The sequence below is a fragment of the Klebsiella sp. CN_Kp075 genome, assembly GCF_040065055.2.
GTDB classification, from domain to species: domain Bacteria; phylum Pseudomonadota; class Gammaproteobacteria; order Enterobacterales; family Enterobacteriaceae; genus Klebsiella; species Klebsiella aerogenes.
On sequence record NZ_CM198050.1, the window covers coordinates 109,255 to 123,866 of the forward strand.

Annotated in this window: 14 protein-coding genes; 4 read left to right on the top strand and 10 right to left on the bottom strand. The window is 57.2% G+C overall.

The genetic code is table 11. The annotated features are described in order from the left end of the window. Positions 1 to 46 precede the first annotated feature (46 nt). The 5 genes from recG to gmk form a co-directional block, all read right to left on the bottom strand. The gene (gene recG / locus ABLV78_RS00515; protein WP_020077678.1) at positions 47 to 2,128 is read right to left on the bottom strand and encodes an ATP-dependent DNA helicase RecG; all 2,082 of its coding nucleotides are present in this window, start codon (positions 2,126 to 2,128) and stop codon (positions 47 to 49) included. Between the two features lie 5 nt (positions 2,129 to 2,133). Then, entirely contained in the window at positions 2,134 to 2,823 is a 690-nt protein-coding gene (gene trmH / locus ABLV78_RS00520; RefSeq protein ID WP_047047644.1) for a tRNA (guanosine(18)-2'-O)-methyltransferase TrmH, read from the bottom strand. Positions 2,824 to 2,919: 96 nt separating this feature from the next. Then, entirely contained in the window at positions 2,920 to 5,040 is a 2,121-nt protein-coding gene (spoT, locus tag ABLV78_RS00525) for a bifunctional GTP diphosphokinase/guanosine-3',5'-bis pyrophosphate 3'-pyrophosphohydrolase (protein ID WP_015369143.1), read from the bottom strand. Positions 5,041 to 5,058: 18 nt separating this feature from the next. Further along, on the bottom strand, positions 5,059 to 5,334 hold the full coding sequence (gene rpoZ / locus ABLV78_RS00530) for a DNA-directed RNA polymerase subunit omega (RefSeq protein ID WP_000135058.1): 276 nt from the start codon (positions 5,332 to 5,334) through the stop codon (positions 5,059 to 5,061). Between the two features lie 54 nt (positions 5,335 to 5,388). After that, positions 5,389 to 6,012 (bottom strand): guanylate kinase, encoded by a 624-nt coding sequence (gmk, locus tag ABLV78_RS00535; protein ID WP_015369144.1) that lies wholly within the window; start codon positions 6,010 to 6,012, stop codon positions 5,389 to 5,391. 258 nt (positions 6,013 to 6,270) lie between these two features. On the opposite strand from gmk, the gene ligB reads away from it, so the two are divergent. Continuing rightward, on the top strand, positions 6,271 to 7,944 hold the full coding sequence (gene ligB, locus ABLV78_RS00540) for an NAD-dependent DNA ligase LigB (RefSeq protein WP_047047647.1): 1,674 nt from the start codon (positions 6,271 to 6,273) through the stop codon (positions 7,942 to 7,944). 4 nt (positions 7,945 to 7,948) lie between these two features. Here the strand turns inward: ligB and ABLV78_RS00545 are convergent, their stop codons facing one another. Then, positions 7,949 to 8,566, bottom strand: a complete 618-nt coding sequence (locus ABLV78_RS00545; protein ID WP_015703812.1) for a trimeric intracellular cation channel family protein — start codon at positions 8,564 to 8,566, stop codon at positions 7,949 to 7,951. Positions 8,567 to 8,772: 206 nt separating this feature from the next. After that, the gene (locus ABLV78_RS00550; protein ID WP_047047649.1) at positions 8,773 to 9,636 is read right to left on the bottom strand and encodes a YicC/YloC family endoribonuclease; all 864 of its coding nucleotides are present in this window, start codon (positions 9,634 to 9,636) and stop codon (positions 8,773 to 8,775) included. Positions 9,637 to 9,806: 170 nt separating this feature from the next. Between ABLV78_RS00550 and rph the strand changes: the two genes are divergently transcribed. Beyond that, entirely contained in the window at positions 9,807 to 10,523 is a 717-nt protein-coding gene (gene rph, locus ABLV78_RS00555; RefSeq protein ID WP_045390593.1) for a ribonuclease PH, read from the top strand. Positions 10,524 to 10,635: 112 nt separating this feature from the next. Continuing rightward, on the top strand, positions 10,636 to 11,277 hold the full coding sequence (gene pyrE, locus ABLV78_RS00560; protein ID WP_015703811.1) for an orotate phosphoribosyltransferase: 642 nt from the start codon (positions 10,636 to 10,638) through the stop codon (positions 11,275 to 11,277). Between the two features lie 94 nt (positions 11,278 to 11,371). Here pyrE and slmA read toward each other — a convergent pair whose 3' ends face one another. The 3 genes from slmA to coaBC form a co-directional block, all read right to left on the bottom strand. Continuing rightward, on the bottom strand, positions 11,372 to 11,968 hold the full coding sequence (gene slmA, locus ABLV78_RS00565) for a nucleoid occlusion factor SlmA (protein ID WP_015369151.1): 597 nt from the start codon (positions 11,966 to 11,968) through the stop codon (positions 11,372 to 11,374). 124 nt (positions 11,969 to 12,092) lie between these two features. Further along, positions 12,093 to 12,551, bottom strand: a complete 459-nt coding sequence (gene dut / locus ABLV78_RS00570) for a dUTP diphosphatase (RefSeq protein ID WP_020077682.1) — start codon at positions 12,549 to 12,551, stop codon at positions 12,093 to 12,095. Then, positions 12,529 to 13,740, bottom strand: coding sequence for a bifunctional phosphopantothenoylcysteine decarboxylase/phosphopantothenate--cysteine ligase CoaBC (gene coaBC / locus ABLV78_RS00575; RefSeq protein WP_047048048.1), 1,212 nt, complete (start codon positions 13,738 to 13,740; stop codon positions 12,529 to 12,531). Before coaBC ends, dut begins: the two co-directional genes overlap by 23 nt. Before the next feature lie 177 nt (positions 13,741 to 13,917). Between coaBC and radC the strand changes: the two genes are divergently transcribed. Further along, entirely contained in the window at positions 13,918 to 14,583 is a 666-nt protein-coding gene (gene radC, locus ABLV78_RS00580) for a RadC family protein (RefSeq protein WP_045390599.1), read from the top strand. The last annotated feature ends 29 nt before the right edge of the window (positions 14,584 to 14,612 follow it).

Genomic DNA, 14,612 nt, shown 5'->3' on the forward strand with positions numbered 1-14,612 from the left:
ACTCATTGTGTAGAAAAGTTGCCCGTAGCGCGGCAAAAAGGACGCGCTACGCGTTGGAATAGCGTTCGGTTTCCGGCATCCAGCGCTCAATCAGCGCCTGTGCCTGCAGCGGATAGCGTTCGTGAATATGGCGAGCAATGCGCTGAACCTCGGGGATCATGGCCTGATCGCGCAGCAAGTCCGCCACTTTAAACTCGGCGTTGCCGGTCTGGCGGGTGCCGAGAAGCTCGCCGGGGCCGCGGATTTCAAGGTCTTTCTGGGCGATGACGAAACCGTCGTTGCTGTCGCGCAGCACCTGCAGGCGCTTCTGCGCCGTTTTGGAGAGCGGCGATTTATAGAGTAGCACGCAGTGGGAGGCGACGGCGCCGCGCCCGACGCGCCCGCGTAGCTGGTGCAGCTGCGCCAGACCCAGACGCTCCGGGTTTTCGATAATCATCAGGCTTGAGTTAGGGACGTCAACGCCGACTTCAATCACCGTGGTGGCGACCAGTAGGTGCATCTCGCCCTGCTTGAAGGCCTGCATCACGGCCTGTTTCTCCGCTGGTTTCATTCGCCCGTGAACGAGACCGATGTTAAGTTCCGGCAGCGCCAGCTTGAGCTCTTCCCAGGTGGCTTCCGCCGCCTGGGCTTCCAGCAGATCGGACTCTTCAATCAGTGTACAGACCCAATAGGCCTGGCGACCTTCCTGGGTGCAGGCGTTGCGCACGCGGTCGATAATGTCGCTGCGGCGGGTGTCCGGGATAGCGACGGTAGTGACCGGGGTACGGCCCGGCGGCAGCTCGTCGATAACCGAGGTATCGAGATCGGCATAGGCGGTCATCGCCAGGGTGCGTGGAATCGGTGTAGCGGTCATGATCAGTTGATGCGGGTGGAAGCCCTGCTGCTGGCCCTTTTCCCACAGCGCCAGGCGTTGATGAACGCCAAAGCGATGTTGTTCGTCGATAATCACCAGCGCCAGGCCGTTAAACTGCACCTGCTCCTGGAAAATGGCGTGGGTGCCGACAATCATCTGCACTTCGCCGTTGGCAATGGCTTCCTGCTGCGCCTGGCGCGCTTTGCCTTTTTGTTTGCCAGCCAGCCAGCCGACTTCAATGCCCAGCGGCGCGAACCAGCTGCGGAAATTATTGGCGTGCTGCTCGGCCAGCAGTTCGGTCGGCGCCATCAGCGCCACCTGCTTACCATGGGCGATAGCGCGCAGGGCGGCCAGCGCGGCGACCAGCGTTTTACCGGATCCGACGTCGCCCTGCACCAGGCGCATCATCGGCACGTCCAGCGCCATATCGCGCTCGATCTCCGCGGTGACGCGCGCCTGCGCGCCCGTTGGTTTAAAGGGTAGAGAAGCCAGAAGCTGGGTTTTCAGCGTGTCGTTGGCGCTGAGCGGCAGCGCATGGTAGCGCTGGGCACCGGCGCGGAGCGCCAGCATGCTGAGATTATGCGCCAGCAACTCTTCCAGGATAAGACGCTGCTGTGCCGGATGTTTACCGCTCTCCAGCTCGCTGAGCTGTAGCGACGGCGGCGGGCGGTGCAGCGTACGCAGCGCCTCCGGCAGACTCATCATCCCCTGCGCCAGCTCCGGCGGCAGCAGTTCGCTAATCGCGCAGGTTTCCAGCAGCTCAAGCGCCTGATCGGTGAGTTTGCGCAGCGTCGCCTGCTTAATGCCTTCAGTGGTCGGGTAGACTGGAGTCAGGGTTTCCTGCAGCTCCGGGGTGCTCATATCGCCCTGCACGCGATATTCCGGGTGGATCATCTCGGCGCCGAACTTGCCGCGTTTAGCTTCGCCGTAGGCCAGCACGCGACGACCGGTCGCCAGGCTGTTTTTCATCGCCGCATTGAAGTTGAAAAAACGCATGGTCAGGATGCCGGAACCGTCACTTATCTGACAGGTCATCATCCGGCGGCCGCCGAAGGTGATATTGCTGTTGAGCACCTCACCCTCTACGGTTGCGTAGACGCCCGGCAGCAGTTCGCCGATTTGGTACAGGTGAGTCCGGTCTTCATAGCGTAGCGGCAGGTGTAGTAGCAGGTCCTGAACCGTATGCAGACCGATTTTCGCCAGTTTGCTGCTCTGTGCGGCGCCAACGCCGGTCAGCGAGTTGAGCGGTACGGCATCTAACAGGCGGCCTGACATCGGATTTACCTCGCCGCCTGCATCGTTGCCCACCACTCGGCATCGGCTTCGACTTCGCCCTGCTCGTTGACGTGGGGATAAGGCAGACCTTTTTGCCTGGCGACGCGTGCCAGCACCGGGTAACCGCCTTCAAATAGCAGCCGCTGCTGCTCTTCAGGCGGCAGCATGCTATTGGCGCGTTGGTACATTCCGGCGTTCTGCCGCTGACGCTGCGCTTCGTAAAGGATCAGCGCGGAGGCGACGGAGACGTTCAGCGACTGCACCATACCGACCATTGGAATAATGATGTCCTGGTCTGCCAGCGCCAGCGCTTCCTGGGTGATGCCGGTTTTCTCCTGGCCCATCAGGATGCAGGTCGGGCGCGTATAGTCGATTTCGCGAAAATCGATGGCTTTGTCGGAAAGGTGCGTCGCGAGGATTTGCATGCCCCGGCCTTTTAAGTGGCTGACGGCATCGCCGATCGTGCGGTGTGTTTTCACCTGCACCCAACTATTGCTGCCGGCGGCGGCAGAGGCCATGGTACGCATGCGGCTGCCAGGCCAGATGGCGTGTACTTCGTGTACGCCGATGGCGTCTGCGGTGCGGATGACCGCAGAGACGTTATGGGGTTTATGGACCTGCTCCATGCAGACCGTCAGATCAGGCTGACGCCTGGCGAGCATCTCGCAGATACGCGCATAACGCTGTGAATTCATTCTACTTAATCCTTCGAACTGCCTCGGCGTTAGCTGCACTCACTCACCCCAGTCACGTACTTCAGTACCTTCCTGGGGATTCGATTTTTGTAAAAGCTAATTTCGGTTACGAGTGACTTTAATCACGTCCGGCATGACGCGAATTTTGCGCATGATATTCGCCAGATGCACGCGGTCGCGCGCGGTCAGGCGGATAAAGGCGCTGTATACGCGGCCATCTTTTTCTTCCGTATTCAGGCTCTGAATATTGGAAGACGCGGTGTTGATTGCGGCCGTCAGGTTAGCCAGCGCGCCCTGGTGGTTGAACATATCCACCTTAATTTCGGCGATAAATTCCTGCGCAGTTTCTTTATCCCATTCGACCGCCATAAACTTCTCAGGCTCTTTCTGGTAGCCGCGGATGTTACGACAGGATTCATGGTGGATAACCAACCCTTTGCCTGGGCTGACGTGGGCGATGATCGGGTCCCCCGGAATCGGACGACAGCACTTGGCGAAAGTAATCAGCACGCCATCGGCGCCCTTGATCGGCAGATGGCCGTGATTCGACGCGTTGGCCGGCACCGGTGCGGCAGAGGCTTCGCCCTGCTGCAGGTTTTTCGCCACCACCACGCTCATTGCGTTACCGAGACCGATTTCCGCCAGCAGATCGTCAAGCGTGGCAAGCTTCATGCGGTCAAGTTCGCGCTGGATGTTCTCCGGCGGGATTTCTGCCAGCTTGCGGCTGCCGCCTAACGCGTGGTTGAGCAATCGGCGGCCAAGGCTGACGGAATCGTCGCGCTTAAGGTTCTTCAGCAGTTGGCGGATCTTGGCGCGCGCTTTCGAGCTGACGACAAAGTTCAGCCATGCGGCATTCGGACGCGCGCCCGGCGCGGTAATGATTTCGACAGTCTGGCCGCTGGAGAGCGGCTGCGACAGCGGATAGGGCTGACGGTCGACGCGCGCGCCAACGCAGGCATGGCCGATATCGGTATGCACCGCGTAGGCGAAGTCCACCGGCGTGGCGCCGGCAGGCAGTTCGACAATGCGCCCTTCCGGGGTGAAAACGTAAATCTCATCCGGGAACAGATCGGATTTAACGCTCTCGATAAATTCAAACGAGCTACCGGCGCTCTGCTGCAGTTCCAGCAGGCTTTGCATCCAGCGCTGAGCGCGGATTTGCGCGGTCGTGCTGCTTTCGCCCCCGTGCTCTTTATAAGCCCAGTGCGCCGCAACCCCCATCTCCGCCATCTGGTCCATATCTTCGGTACGGATTTGTACCTCGACCGGGACGCCGTGGGGGCCAATCATCGAGGTGTGCAAAGATTGATAGCCGTTCGCTTTCGGAATGGCGATGTAATCTTTGAAACGGCCTGGACGCGGCTTGTAGAGGCTGTGCATTTGGCCCAGCACGCGATAGCAGATATCGGGATCGTGAACGATAACGCGGAAGGCGTAGATGTCCATAATCGAGTGAAAACGCTGCTCTTTGAGCACCATTTTGCAGTAAATAGAGTACAGATGCTTTTCGCGACCGCTAACGCGGCAGGGGATCCCCGCTTCCTGTAAACGCCCTTCGATCTCAGAGAGGATTTTCTGAATCATCTCTTTTCGGTTGCCGCGCGCCGCTTTGACCACTTCTTTAATGACGCGGTAGCGGTTAGGGTACAGCGCTTCAAAGCCCAGCTCTTCGAGCTCGGTTTTAATGTGATGGATACCTAAACGGTGCGCCAGAGGGCTATAAATTTCCAGCGTTTCGCGGGCGATGCGACGGCGTTTATCCGGGCGTAGCGAGCCCAGGGTGCGCATGTTGTGGGTGCGGTCGGCAAGCTTGATGAGGATGACGCGGATATCCTGCACCATCGCCATGATCATTTTGCGGAAGTTTTCGGCTTGCGCCTCTTTCTTATCGCGGAACTTGAGCTTATCAAGTTTCGACACCCCCTCTACCAGTTCGGCGACGCTTTTACCAAAAAGCTGTTCCATGTCCTGGTAGGTGGCAGGGGTATCTTCAATCACATCATGCAGCAGCGCGGCCATCAGCGTTTCGTAGTCGAGTTTCATCTCGGCCAGAATGCAGGCCACCGCTACCGGGTGCGTGATATAGGGTTCACCGCTTGAACGTGTCTGACCCTCGTGAGCGTCACGTGCAACGAGATACGCCTGCCGAAGGCGCTTGATTTGCTCTTCCGGCAGGTAGTTTTGAATCAGCTGATTCAGGCTTTCAAACAGATACAAGGGCGACCCGCTGTGTGATTAACGACGACCTTCAGCAATCGCGGTAACGGCTTGTAATTCAGCGGCTTCCTGCTCTTGCTGTTCCTGGCGCTCACGTACGTCGAGGATCTGGTTGTTGATCAGACCTTCTTCGATTTCGCGCAGTGCGATAACGGTGGTTTTATCGTTTTCTTCCGGTACCAGCGGATCCTTTCCGCCTACCTGCATCTGACGAGCGCGACGCGCGGCGACCAGTACCAGGTCAAAACGGTTACCAATTTTCTCTACAGCGTCCTGAACAGTTACGCGTGCCATACTTAAAATGCTCCACAGGTGAAGAAATGACTGGGCATGATACTGAATGTGGGTTCAGTCTGCCAATAGTTTGGTGATTAAAGCGCCATGTCGCTGCTTTTGGCGGCTCATGCGCAGACGTTCAGCGCGGATAATGTTTTTCAGATCGCCTAAAGCGGTATCAAAATCATCATTCACAATAAGGTAATCATATTCCGCGTAATGGCTCATTTCTGCAACTGCCTGCGCCATACGTTTTGCGATGACTTCTTCGCTGTCCTGGCCGCGGCCGCGCAGGCGGCGGTCAAGCTCGTCTTTTGACGGCGGCAGAATAAAGATACTGCGCGCGCCGGGCATTTTATTACGGATTTGCTGGGCGCCCTGCCAGTCGATATCAAGAAAAACATCAACGCCGGTCGCCAGAACCTGCTCGATAGCTTCACGAGAGGTCCCGTAATAATTGCCAAAAACCTCAGCATGCTCAAGGAAAGCGTCTTCGCTAATCATCGACCTGAATTTATCGTGATCGACAAAGAAATAGTGTTCACCGTGAACTTCACCCGGGCGCGGATTGCGCGTGGTATGCGAAACAGAAACCTGGGAGTCGTACAACGGTTGGGTTTTCAATAAAGCCTGAATCAGGCTGGATTTACCCGCGCCGCTAGGGGCGGAAACAATATAAAGCGTGCCTTGAGCCATGAGTGTCTTTTGTATGTGATTGTCGAAAGAGATCCTACATACGAGCCTATTATACACGCCGCCGCCGCGTGACGCAGTCATTGTCACACTTTTTGCCGCTGTTTCTTTCATTTTGCCTGCCGCTTTCCTGATTTCTTAAGCAGTTGCAGCAACAAGGTGTAAATCCTGGAAAGCCGCTCGCAGCGTAATGATTTGCCTGTCGCTGTGGCTTCGGTCTTTAGCGCACGATGTCGCAAGGTAGAACAAGGAGGTAAAGGCATGTGCAGATGGCTGATAGCGACAGCGTTATGGATGGCGGCGGCAATGGCAACGGCGGCCTGCCCGGCGTGGTCTTTGCAACAAGCCGGGCAGGAGATAGATCGCCTGAGCCAGCAGATTGCCGACTGGAAAGCGGCCTACTGGCAGCAGGGCCGCAGCGAGGTCAGCGACGAGGTCTACGACATGCTATCTGCCCGGTTGGCGCAGTGGCGGCGCTGCTTCGGTCAGGAGACGCCTGAAGACGAGCTGCCGCCGCCGCGCGGCGAAGTCAAACATCCCATCCCGCATACCGGCGTGCGTAAACTGCCTGATGCCGCAAGCGTCGGACGCTGGATGCGCGAGAAACCCAATCTGTGGGTACAGCCGAAAGTTGACGGGGTGGCGGTGACGCTGGTTTATCGCGCGGGGAGGTTAATACAGGCGATTAGCCGCGGCGACGGTCTGGCGGGGGAAGACTGGACGGTAAAAGTGCGCCGGATCCCCAGCGTACCGCAAACTACCGCAGGAGCGCTGGCAAATAGCGTGCTACAGGGCGAGATTTTTCAGCTGCAAGAGGGGCACATACAAAAACAGGCGGGCGGTATGAATTCACGGGCGAAAGTCGCCGGGATACTGATGCGCAAAGCGCCATCGGCAACGCTGAATACGCTGGGGGTTTTTATCTGGGCCTGGCCCGACGGTCCGGCCCGGATGTCCGCCCGCCTGGCGCTGCTTGCCGACGGCGGGTTTCCTCTGGCGCAGCGCTATTCCCATCCGGTGAAAGACTGGCAGGAGACCGCCGTCTGGCGCGAGCGCTGGTTCGCCTCGCCGCTGCCCTTTGTCACCGATGGCATTGTGATCCGTGCGGAAAAAGAACCAGCCGGGGGCAGTTGGCTTCCAGGACAGGGGCACTGGGTGGCGGCCTGGAAATATCAGCCGTTTTCGCAGGTGGCGGAAGTGACCACAATCCAGTTCACTGTCGGGCGCAGCGGCAAGATAGCCGTTGTGGCGCATCTCGAACCGGTAAAACTGGACGATAAACTGGTGCGTCGGGTCAATATTGGCTCGGTGGCCCGCTGGCGGCAGTTAGACATCGTCGCCGGAGACCAGGTGCTAATAAGCCTGGCTGGACAGGGGATCCCGCGTCTGGATAGCGTGGTCTGGCGGGCCAGCCACCGCGATGCGCCACAACCGCCTTCGCCCCGTTTTCATTCCTTAACCTGTTATTATGCGTCGTCCGAGTGCGCCGGGCAGTTTCTCTCCCGGCTTGTTTGGCTATCGTCTAAGCCAGTTCTGGATATGGGGGGAGCAGGAGAGGCGCTATGGCGCACGCTAATAGACGATCGCCGCATGGCACATCTTTTTTCATGGCTGGCTTTGACGCCTGAACAACTACAGAGCGTGCCAGGCATTACCAGCAAGCGTGGCCTGCGGCTGTGGCATCAGTTCAATTTGACCCGCGAGCAGCCGTTTATTCGTTGGGTGCTGGCGCTGGGGGTACCGATACCTCAGTCCGCGCAGGCGAGCGTTGCGTCAGAAAACTGGCAGCTATTGCAGGAGCGCAATGAGTCCCAGTGGCGGCAATTACCGGGGGTGGGGCAGGAAAGGGCGCGCCAGCTGGTCGCCTTTTTGCAAAACCCGGATATTGCCGCGCTGGCGCAGTGGCTCAACGGGCAACATATCCCGGGTTTTTGAGGAATCAATGTGCGTCGTGTTTGTAGTAGAAGACCGGCAGGCCGAGCTTCCAGCGCAGGGCGAGCATACGCGCGGTAAAGCCGAAGAGCAGCGTGGCGATGACCACGACGTCGTGGCTGCTGACGTAGTGCTGTAACGCGATATAGAGCACCGCGGCGGCAAAAGAGATGCCAGCGTACAGTTCTTTCTGAAACACCAGCGGGATACGTTTACAGAACATATCGCGCAGCACGCCGCCAAAGACGCCGGTGATCACGGCGGCAATAGACGCGATTATCGGTCCTTCGCCCATATCCAGCGCGATTTGCGCGCCAATAATCGAGAATACAATCAGGCCCAGGGCATCCAGCACCAGAAACAGGCGGCGCAGGTGCGGCATTACCGGCGCGGCGATGGTGGTGAGAACGGCGGCAACCGCCACAATGATGACGTATTCCGGGTGCTTCACCCAACCGAGCGGATAATGGCCGAGCAGGATATCACGCACGGATCCCCCGCCGAGCGCGGTGGCGGTAGCGATAATAATCACCCCAAAAGTGTCCATCCGGCGACGCCCGGCCGCTAAGGCGCCGGTCATCGCTTCCGCCGTAATACCAATCAGATAAAGAACATGAAGCAGCATAAATCCCCCACAATGATGGGCAAAGGGTAGCGATTTGTGCGACAGATCACGATTGAGTTTTTCTAAAGTGAGCTGATTTTCATGAAAAAAGCTAATGCTGAATGATTGATATGGTCAATCACTGTGGGGGATTTGGCTTTTGCTTTTCAAAAATGAATAAGAAAAAGTAATGCTGGCCCGCGGGGGCAGGCCAGCCGGGGAAGAGATTACTCGATATTCTGGATCTGCTCGCGCATCTGCTCGATCAGCACCTTCAGCTCAATCGCTGAATTGGTCACTTCGGCATTGATGGATTTGGAGGCCAGAGTGTTCGACTCGCGGTTGAATTCCTGCATCATGAAGTCGAGGCGGCGACCCACGGCTTCTTTCTTCTTCAGAATGTTGTAGGTCTCTTTAACGTGCGCTTCCAGGCGATCGAGCTCTTCGGCGACGTCGATACGCTGCGCCATTAACACCAGCTCTTGCTCGAGGCGGTTGTTTTCCAGCTGCACTTCGGCGTCTTCAAGCTTGGCGACCAGGCGCTCGCGCTGCCACTGCAGGATTTCCGGCATATGGGCGCGGACTTTGCTGACTTCGGCGCTGACGCCTTCCAGACGCTGTTCGATCAGTGTTTTCAATGCCTGGCCTTCGGTCTCGCGAGCGACGATAAAATCGTCCAGCGCGCCATTCAGGGCGTTGAGGATTTCAGCGGCGATGGCATCAAGGTCTTGCTCCTGAGCGGCCATAACGCCAGGCCAGCGCAGGATATCAACCGGATTGATTTCGCCTTCATCGCTCTGCATTTTTACCCAGTTAGCGGCGTTAACCAGCTGCTTGGCCAGGTTTTCGTTAAGAATCAGCTCACCCTGGGCGCTGGGATCCTGCTCAAAACGCAGGGTACATTCGATTTTGCCGCGAGTCAGGCGAGCGCGGATGCGCTCGCGAACCACGGGCTCCAGGCTCCGGAACTGTTCCGGCAGGCGGAAGTAGGTTTCCAGATAGCGTTGGTTTACCGAGCGCAGTTCCCACGCGGCGCTACCCCAGTCACCCTTGATTTCACGCCGGGCATAGGCGGTCATACTGCGGATCATAGACGTTCCTGTTTTTTAAGGAGAGTGGGGAGGATTATAGCTTTCGAGGCCCTTTCAGGATAGGAATAAGCGCGCATTATCCACATTGGCAGGCGCGCGTCGTCGCGATGCAACTTGGCCGAATTTGTGTATAATGCGCAGCCACATTCGTTTCAAGCCGGAGAGTAATCATGCGTCCAGCAGGCCGTAGCGCTAATCAGGTGCGTCCAGTAACCCTGACCCGTAACTATACAAAACACGCTGAAGGCTCCGTGCTGGTCGAATTTGGCGACACCAAAGTGCTGTGCACTGCCTCCATCGACGAAGGCGTGCCGCGCTTCCTGAAAGGTCAGGGCCAGGGCTGGATCACCGCCGAATATGGCATGCTGCCGCGCTCCACCCATACCCGTAACGCTCGCGAAGCCGCAAAAGGCAAGCAGGGCGGCCGCACTATGGAAATTCAGCGTCTGATCGCTCGCGCGCTGCGCGCCGCGGTGGATCTGAAAGCGCTGGGCGAGTTCACCATTACGCTCGATTGCGACGTGCTGCAGGCCGATGGCGGTACCCGTACCGCGTCCATTACCGGTGCCTGCGTTGCGCTGGCCGATGCGCTGAACAAGCTGGTTGCTGCCGGTAAACTGAAAACCAACCCGATGAAGGGGATGGTAGCCGCCGTTTCCGTTGGTATCGTTAATGGTGAAGCCATCTGCGATCTGGAGTACGTGGAAGATTCCGCCGCGGAAACCGATATGAATGTGGTAATGACCGAAGACGGCCGCATTATTGAGGTGCAGGGCACGGCGGAAGGCGAGCCGTTCACCCATGAAGAGCTCCTCACTCTCCTGGCGTTAGCGCGAGGGGGAATCGAATCCATTATTACGACGCAGAAAGCGGCGTTAGAAAATTAATGATTAAGGCGACTGAGAAGTCGCCTTTTTTTTGCGCTTTATCCTTCATGACACCTGCGAAGGACAAAGCGTGTAGTCCGACATTGATGACAGTACTAAAAGGAGCGAATCCATGAAGCCGTATCAGCGCCAGTTTATTGAGTTTGCGCTTAGCAAGCAGGTTCTTAAGTTTGGCGAATTTACGCTGAAATCCGGGCGTAAAAGCCCCTATTTCTTCAACGCCGGCCTGTTTAATACCGGGCGCGATCTGGCTCTGCTGGGCCGTTTCTACGCCGAGGCGCTGGTGGATTCCGGGATCGAGTTCGACCTGCTGTTCGGCCCGGCCTATAAAGGTATCCCTATCGCCACCACCACCGCCGTCGCGCTGGCTGAGCATCATGACCGCGACCTGCCGTACTGCTTCAACCGTAAAGAAGCGAAGACCCACGGTGAAGGCGGCAACCTGGTCGGTAGCCCGCTCCAGGGCCGCGTGATGCTGGTGGACGACGTGATTACCGCCGGTACCGCAATTCGTGAATCAATGGAAATTATTCAGGCTAACGGCGCTGAACTGGCTGGCGTGCTCATCTCGCTTGATCGCCAGGAGCGCGGTCGCGGCGAGATCTCCGCGATTCAGGAAGTGGAACGTGATTATGGCTGCAAAGTGATTTCTATCGTCACCCTGAAAGATCTTATCGCCTATCTGGAAGAAAAGCCTGAGATGGCTGAGCATTTGGCATCGGTACGCGCTTACCGCGAAGCCTACGGCGTCTGAAGATGAGCCCGGCAGCCAGCGGCTGCCGGTATAGCCAGAGCACGCTGAGAAGGTGAATGATGAGCCATGCAGCCTTGCGGCTGCATATAGAGCTTTACTGCAGTTGCGCCGCGACCAGCGGCCAGCGGGCATCGAAATCATCCGTTGGGCGGTACTTGAACTCGCTACGCACAAAACGCGACAGCATGCCTTCGCAAAATGCCAGCAGCTGGCTTGCCAGTAGCGTCTCGTCGAGGGTGTAGCCCTCTCCCTCACGCATTTTCTTTTCACGCATCACCTGACGCAATTGAACTTCGATACGTTCAAATAGCTGGTTGATACGACCCTGCAGACGGTCCTGTTCGAACATTAAGGCGTGGCCGGTGAGGATACGCGTCAGCCCAGGATTACGCTCGCCAAACCCAAGAATCAGCAGAACAATCAGGCGCAGACGAGCCGTGGTGTCCTTTTCATCTTTCAAAATCAAATTGATGCGCGTAATCAGACTGTCTTCAATGAACTCGATCAGGCTGTCAAACATGCGGGTTTTACTGGGAAAATGACGGTATAACGCCGCTTCGGAAACACCGACGGAGGCCGCCAGCTTCGCCGTGGTAATACGTTGACTACCATCGCTGGATTCAAGCATCAGCGCCAGAGATTGAAGTATTTCTTCGCGACGATTCCTTTTCGCAGTTTGTTTTTCTGCCATGTTTTAAAATACCCCTGAAAATAAGCACTTGTCAGGCAGGCATCCACAAAGCGACCGCAAACCTTAGTTTGCGGTGATGTTATTGCATTATGCGCTTTGGGATGCGGGTTCCGTATAGCCGGGCTTATTTGCGCCCTGAGTGGCCGAAGCCGCCTTCGCCGCGGTCGGTGGCGTCAAACTCTTCCACCAGATTAAATTCCGCCTGTACCACCGGCACAAAGACCATCTGCGCGATGCGCTCGCCCGGCTCGATAGTAAAGCTCTGCTGGCCGCGGTTCCACACGGAAACCATCAGCTGCCCCTGGTAGTCGGAGTCGATAAGGCCAACCAGGTTGCCCAGCACGACGCCATGTTTATGGCCCAGACCAGAACGCGGCAGAATCACCGCCGCCAGAGACGGATCGGCGATATGAATCGCAAGGCCAGTCGGCAACAGGGTGGTTGCGCCCGGCGCCAGCTCTACGGCGTCGTCAAGACAGGCGCGCAGGTCAAGTCCGGCCGAGCCGGAGGTGGCATAAGTCGGCAATGGGAACTGCTTGCCAACACGCGGGTCCAGAATCTTAACGTCGATTTTTTTCATCATAACGGGTAACGATCTCGTCGAGTAATAATTGGCCCAGGAATTCCTTGCGCTCAAGTGGTAAGCGCTTATCCCCATCCTGCCAGAAAAGGTGTAATGCGTTGTTATCGCTATTAAAACCTTGATTTGGCTGAGAAACATCATTGGCGCAAATCAGGTCGAGATTTTTGCGGGCACGTTTTTGCCGGGCGTATTCTTCCACATTATTTGTTTCGGCGGCAAATCCAACAACGTACGGGCGGTGATTTTTTAGTGCGGCCACCCCGGCGACGATGTCCGGATTTTTGACCATTTTTATTGTTAATTCATCACCTTGTTTTTTGATTTTCTCGTCGGCGACAATCGCTGCGCGGTAGTCGGCAACGGCGGCGCAGCCGATGAAAATATGCTGCTGTTGCACGCCATTCTGCACCGCCGCTTCCATTTCCAGCGCGGTGCCAACATCGATGCGCTGCACAAACGGCGGCGTCGGCAGCGACACCGGGCCGCTAACCAGCGTGACGTTCGCACCGCGTTGTGCGGCGGCGGCGGCAATCGCGAAGCCCATTTTGCCGGAGCTATGGTTGGTGATGTAGCGCACCGGATCCAGCGGCTCGCGGGTTGGGCCCGCGGTAATCATGATGTTGAGATGTTGCAAATCTTTGACAGGCGAGAAATGCTGCGCCGCCATCTCCACGATAGTGAGCGGATCGAGCATGCGGCCCGGGCCAACGTCGCCGCAGGCCTGGCTGCCGCTATCCGGGCCCCATACCAATAGGCCGCGTGAGGCAATAGTGGCAAGGTTGTGCTGGGTGGCGGCGGCGCGATACATCTGTTGGTTCATCGCCGGGACGACGGCCACCGGCGAGGGCGTAGCCAGGCAAATCGTGGAGACCAGATCGTTCGCCATACCGGCGGCGACGCGGGCGATTAAATCGGCGGTTGCCGGGGCAAGGATAACCAGATCGGCCCACTTGCCCAGTTCAATATGGCCCATTGCCGCTTCGGCAGCCGGATCCAGCAGGCTATCGGAGACCGGATAACCGGAAACCGCCTGCAGGCTCAACGGGGTAATAAAGGCCTTGGCGGCTTCCGTCATGGCGACGCGTACATCGGCGCCGCGTTCTCGCAGTCGGCGCACCAGTTCTGGCGTTTTATAGGCGGCGATACCGCCGCTCACGCCAAGAACGATCTTTTTACCAGCCAGACTCATCATGATTTTGTCCTGTTGAAATACACCAGAATCCGCGCATCTTATCACAATCCCTGTGGCATCGTGCGTATGCCGGGTATTCACTTTGCGAGGGTCTACGCAGACCTTGAAATCACCGGTCGGCAGCGCGGAGAGGCTATGCCAGGATGGGTGATGGACGGGTAAGGAGACAGGGTAATGGATATACAGGAATCATTGATGCCGCGGGAAAAAATGCTGCGCGACGGCATTGAAACATTGAGCGACGTTGAGCTGCTGGCGTTGTTTTTGCGTACCGGTACGCGTACCCAGGATGTGCTGGCTTTTTCACATAGCTTGTTACAGCGCTTCGGTTCGCTGTACGGGCTGTTGTCGGCTGAGATAGAACAATTTGCCGATATCGACGGCATCGGCATTGCGAAATATGCGCAACTCAAAGGCATTGCCGAACTGGCGCGGCGCTATTTTAGCTTGCGGATGAGAGAGGAACCGTCGCTGGTGACGCCGCTCATGACGCGAGAATTTTTACAAAGCCAGCTCGCCGATGAAGAGCGGGAGATCTTTATGGCGATCTTTTTAGATAATCAGAATCGGGTATTGAAACATAGCCGCCTTTTTTCTGGTACTCTTAGCCACGTAGAGGTGCATCCGCGAGAAATTGTACGCGAAGCAATCAAAGTGAACGCCGCCGCGGTGATCCTTGCCCATAATCATCCTTCAGGTAGTCCTGAACCGAGTAAGTCGGATAAGTTGATGACCGACAGGGTGGTTAAGTGTTGTAGATTCATGGAGATACGCGTGCTTGATCATCTGATTATTGGCCGCGGCGCGTACGTCTCTTTTGCCGAACGTGGCTGGATTTAGCCCCGATCATGCGATCTATCGGGATCTTT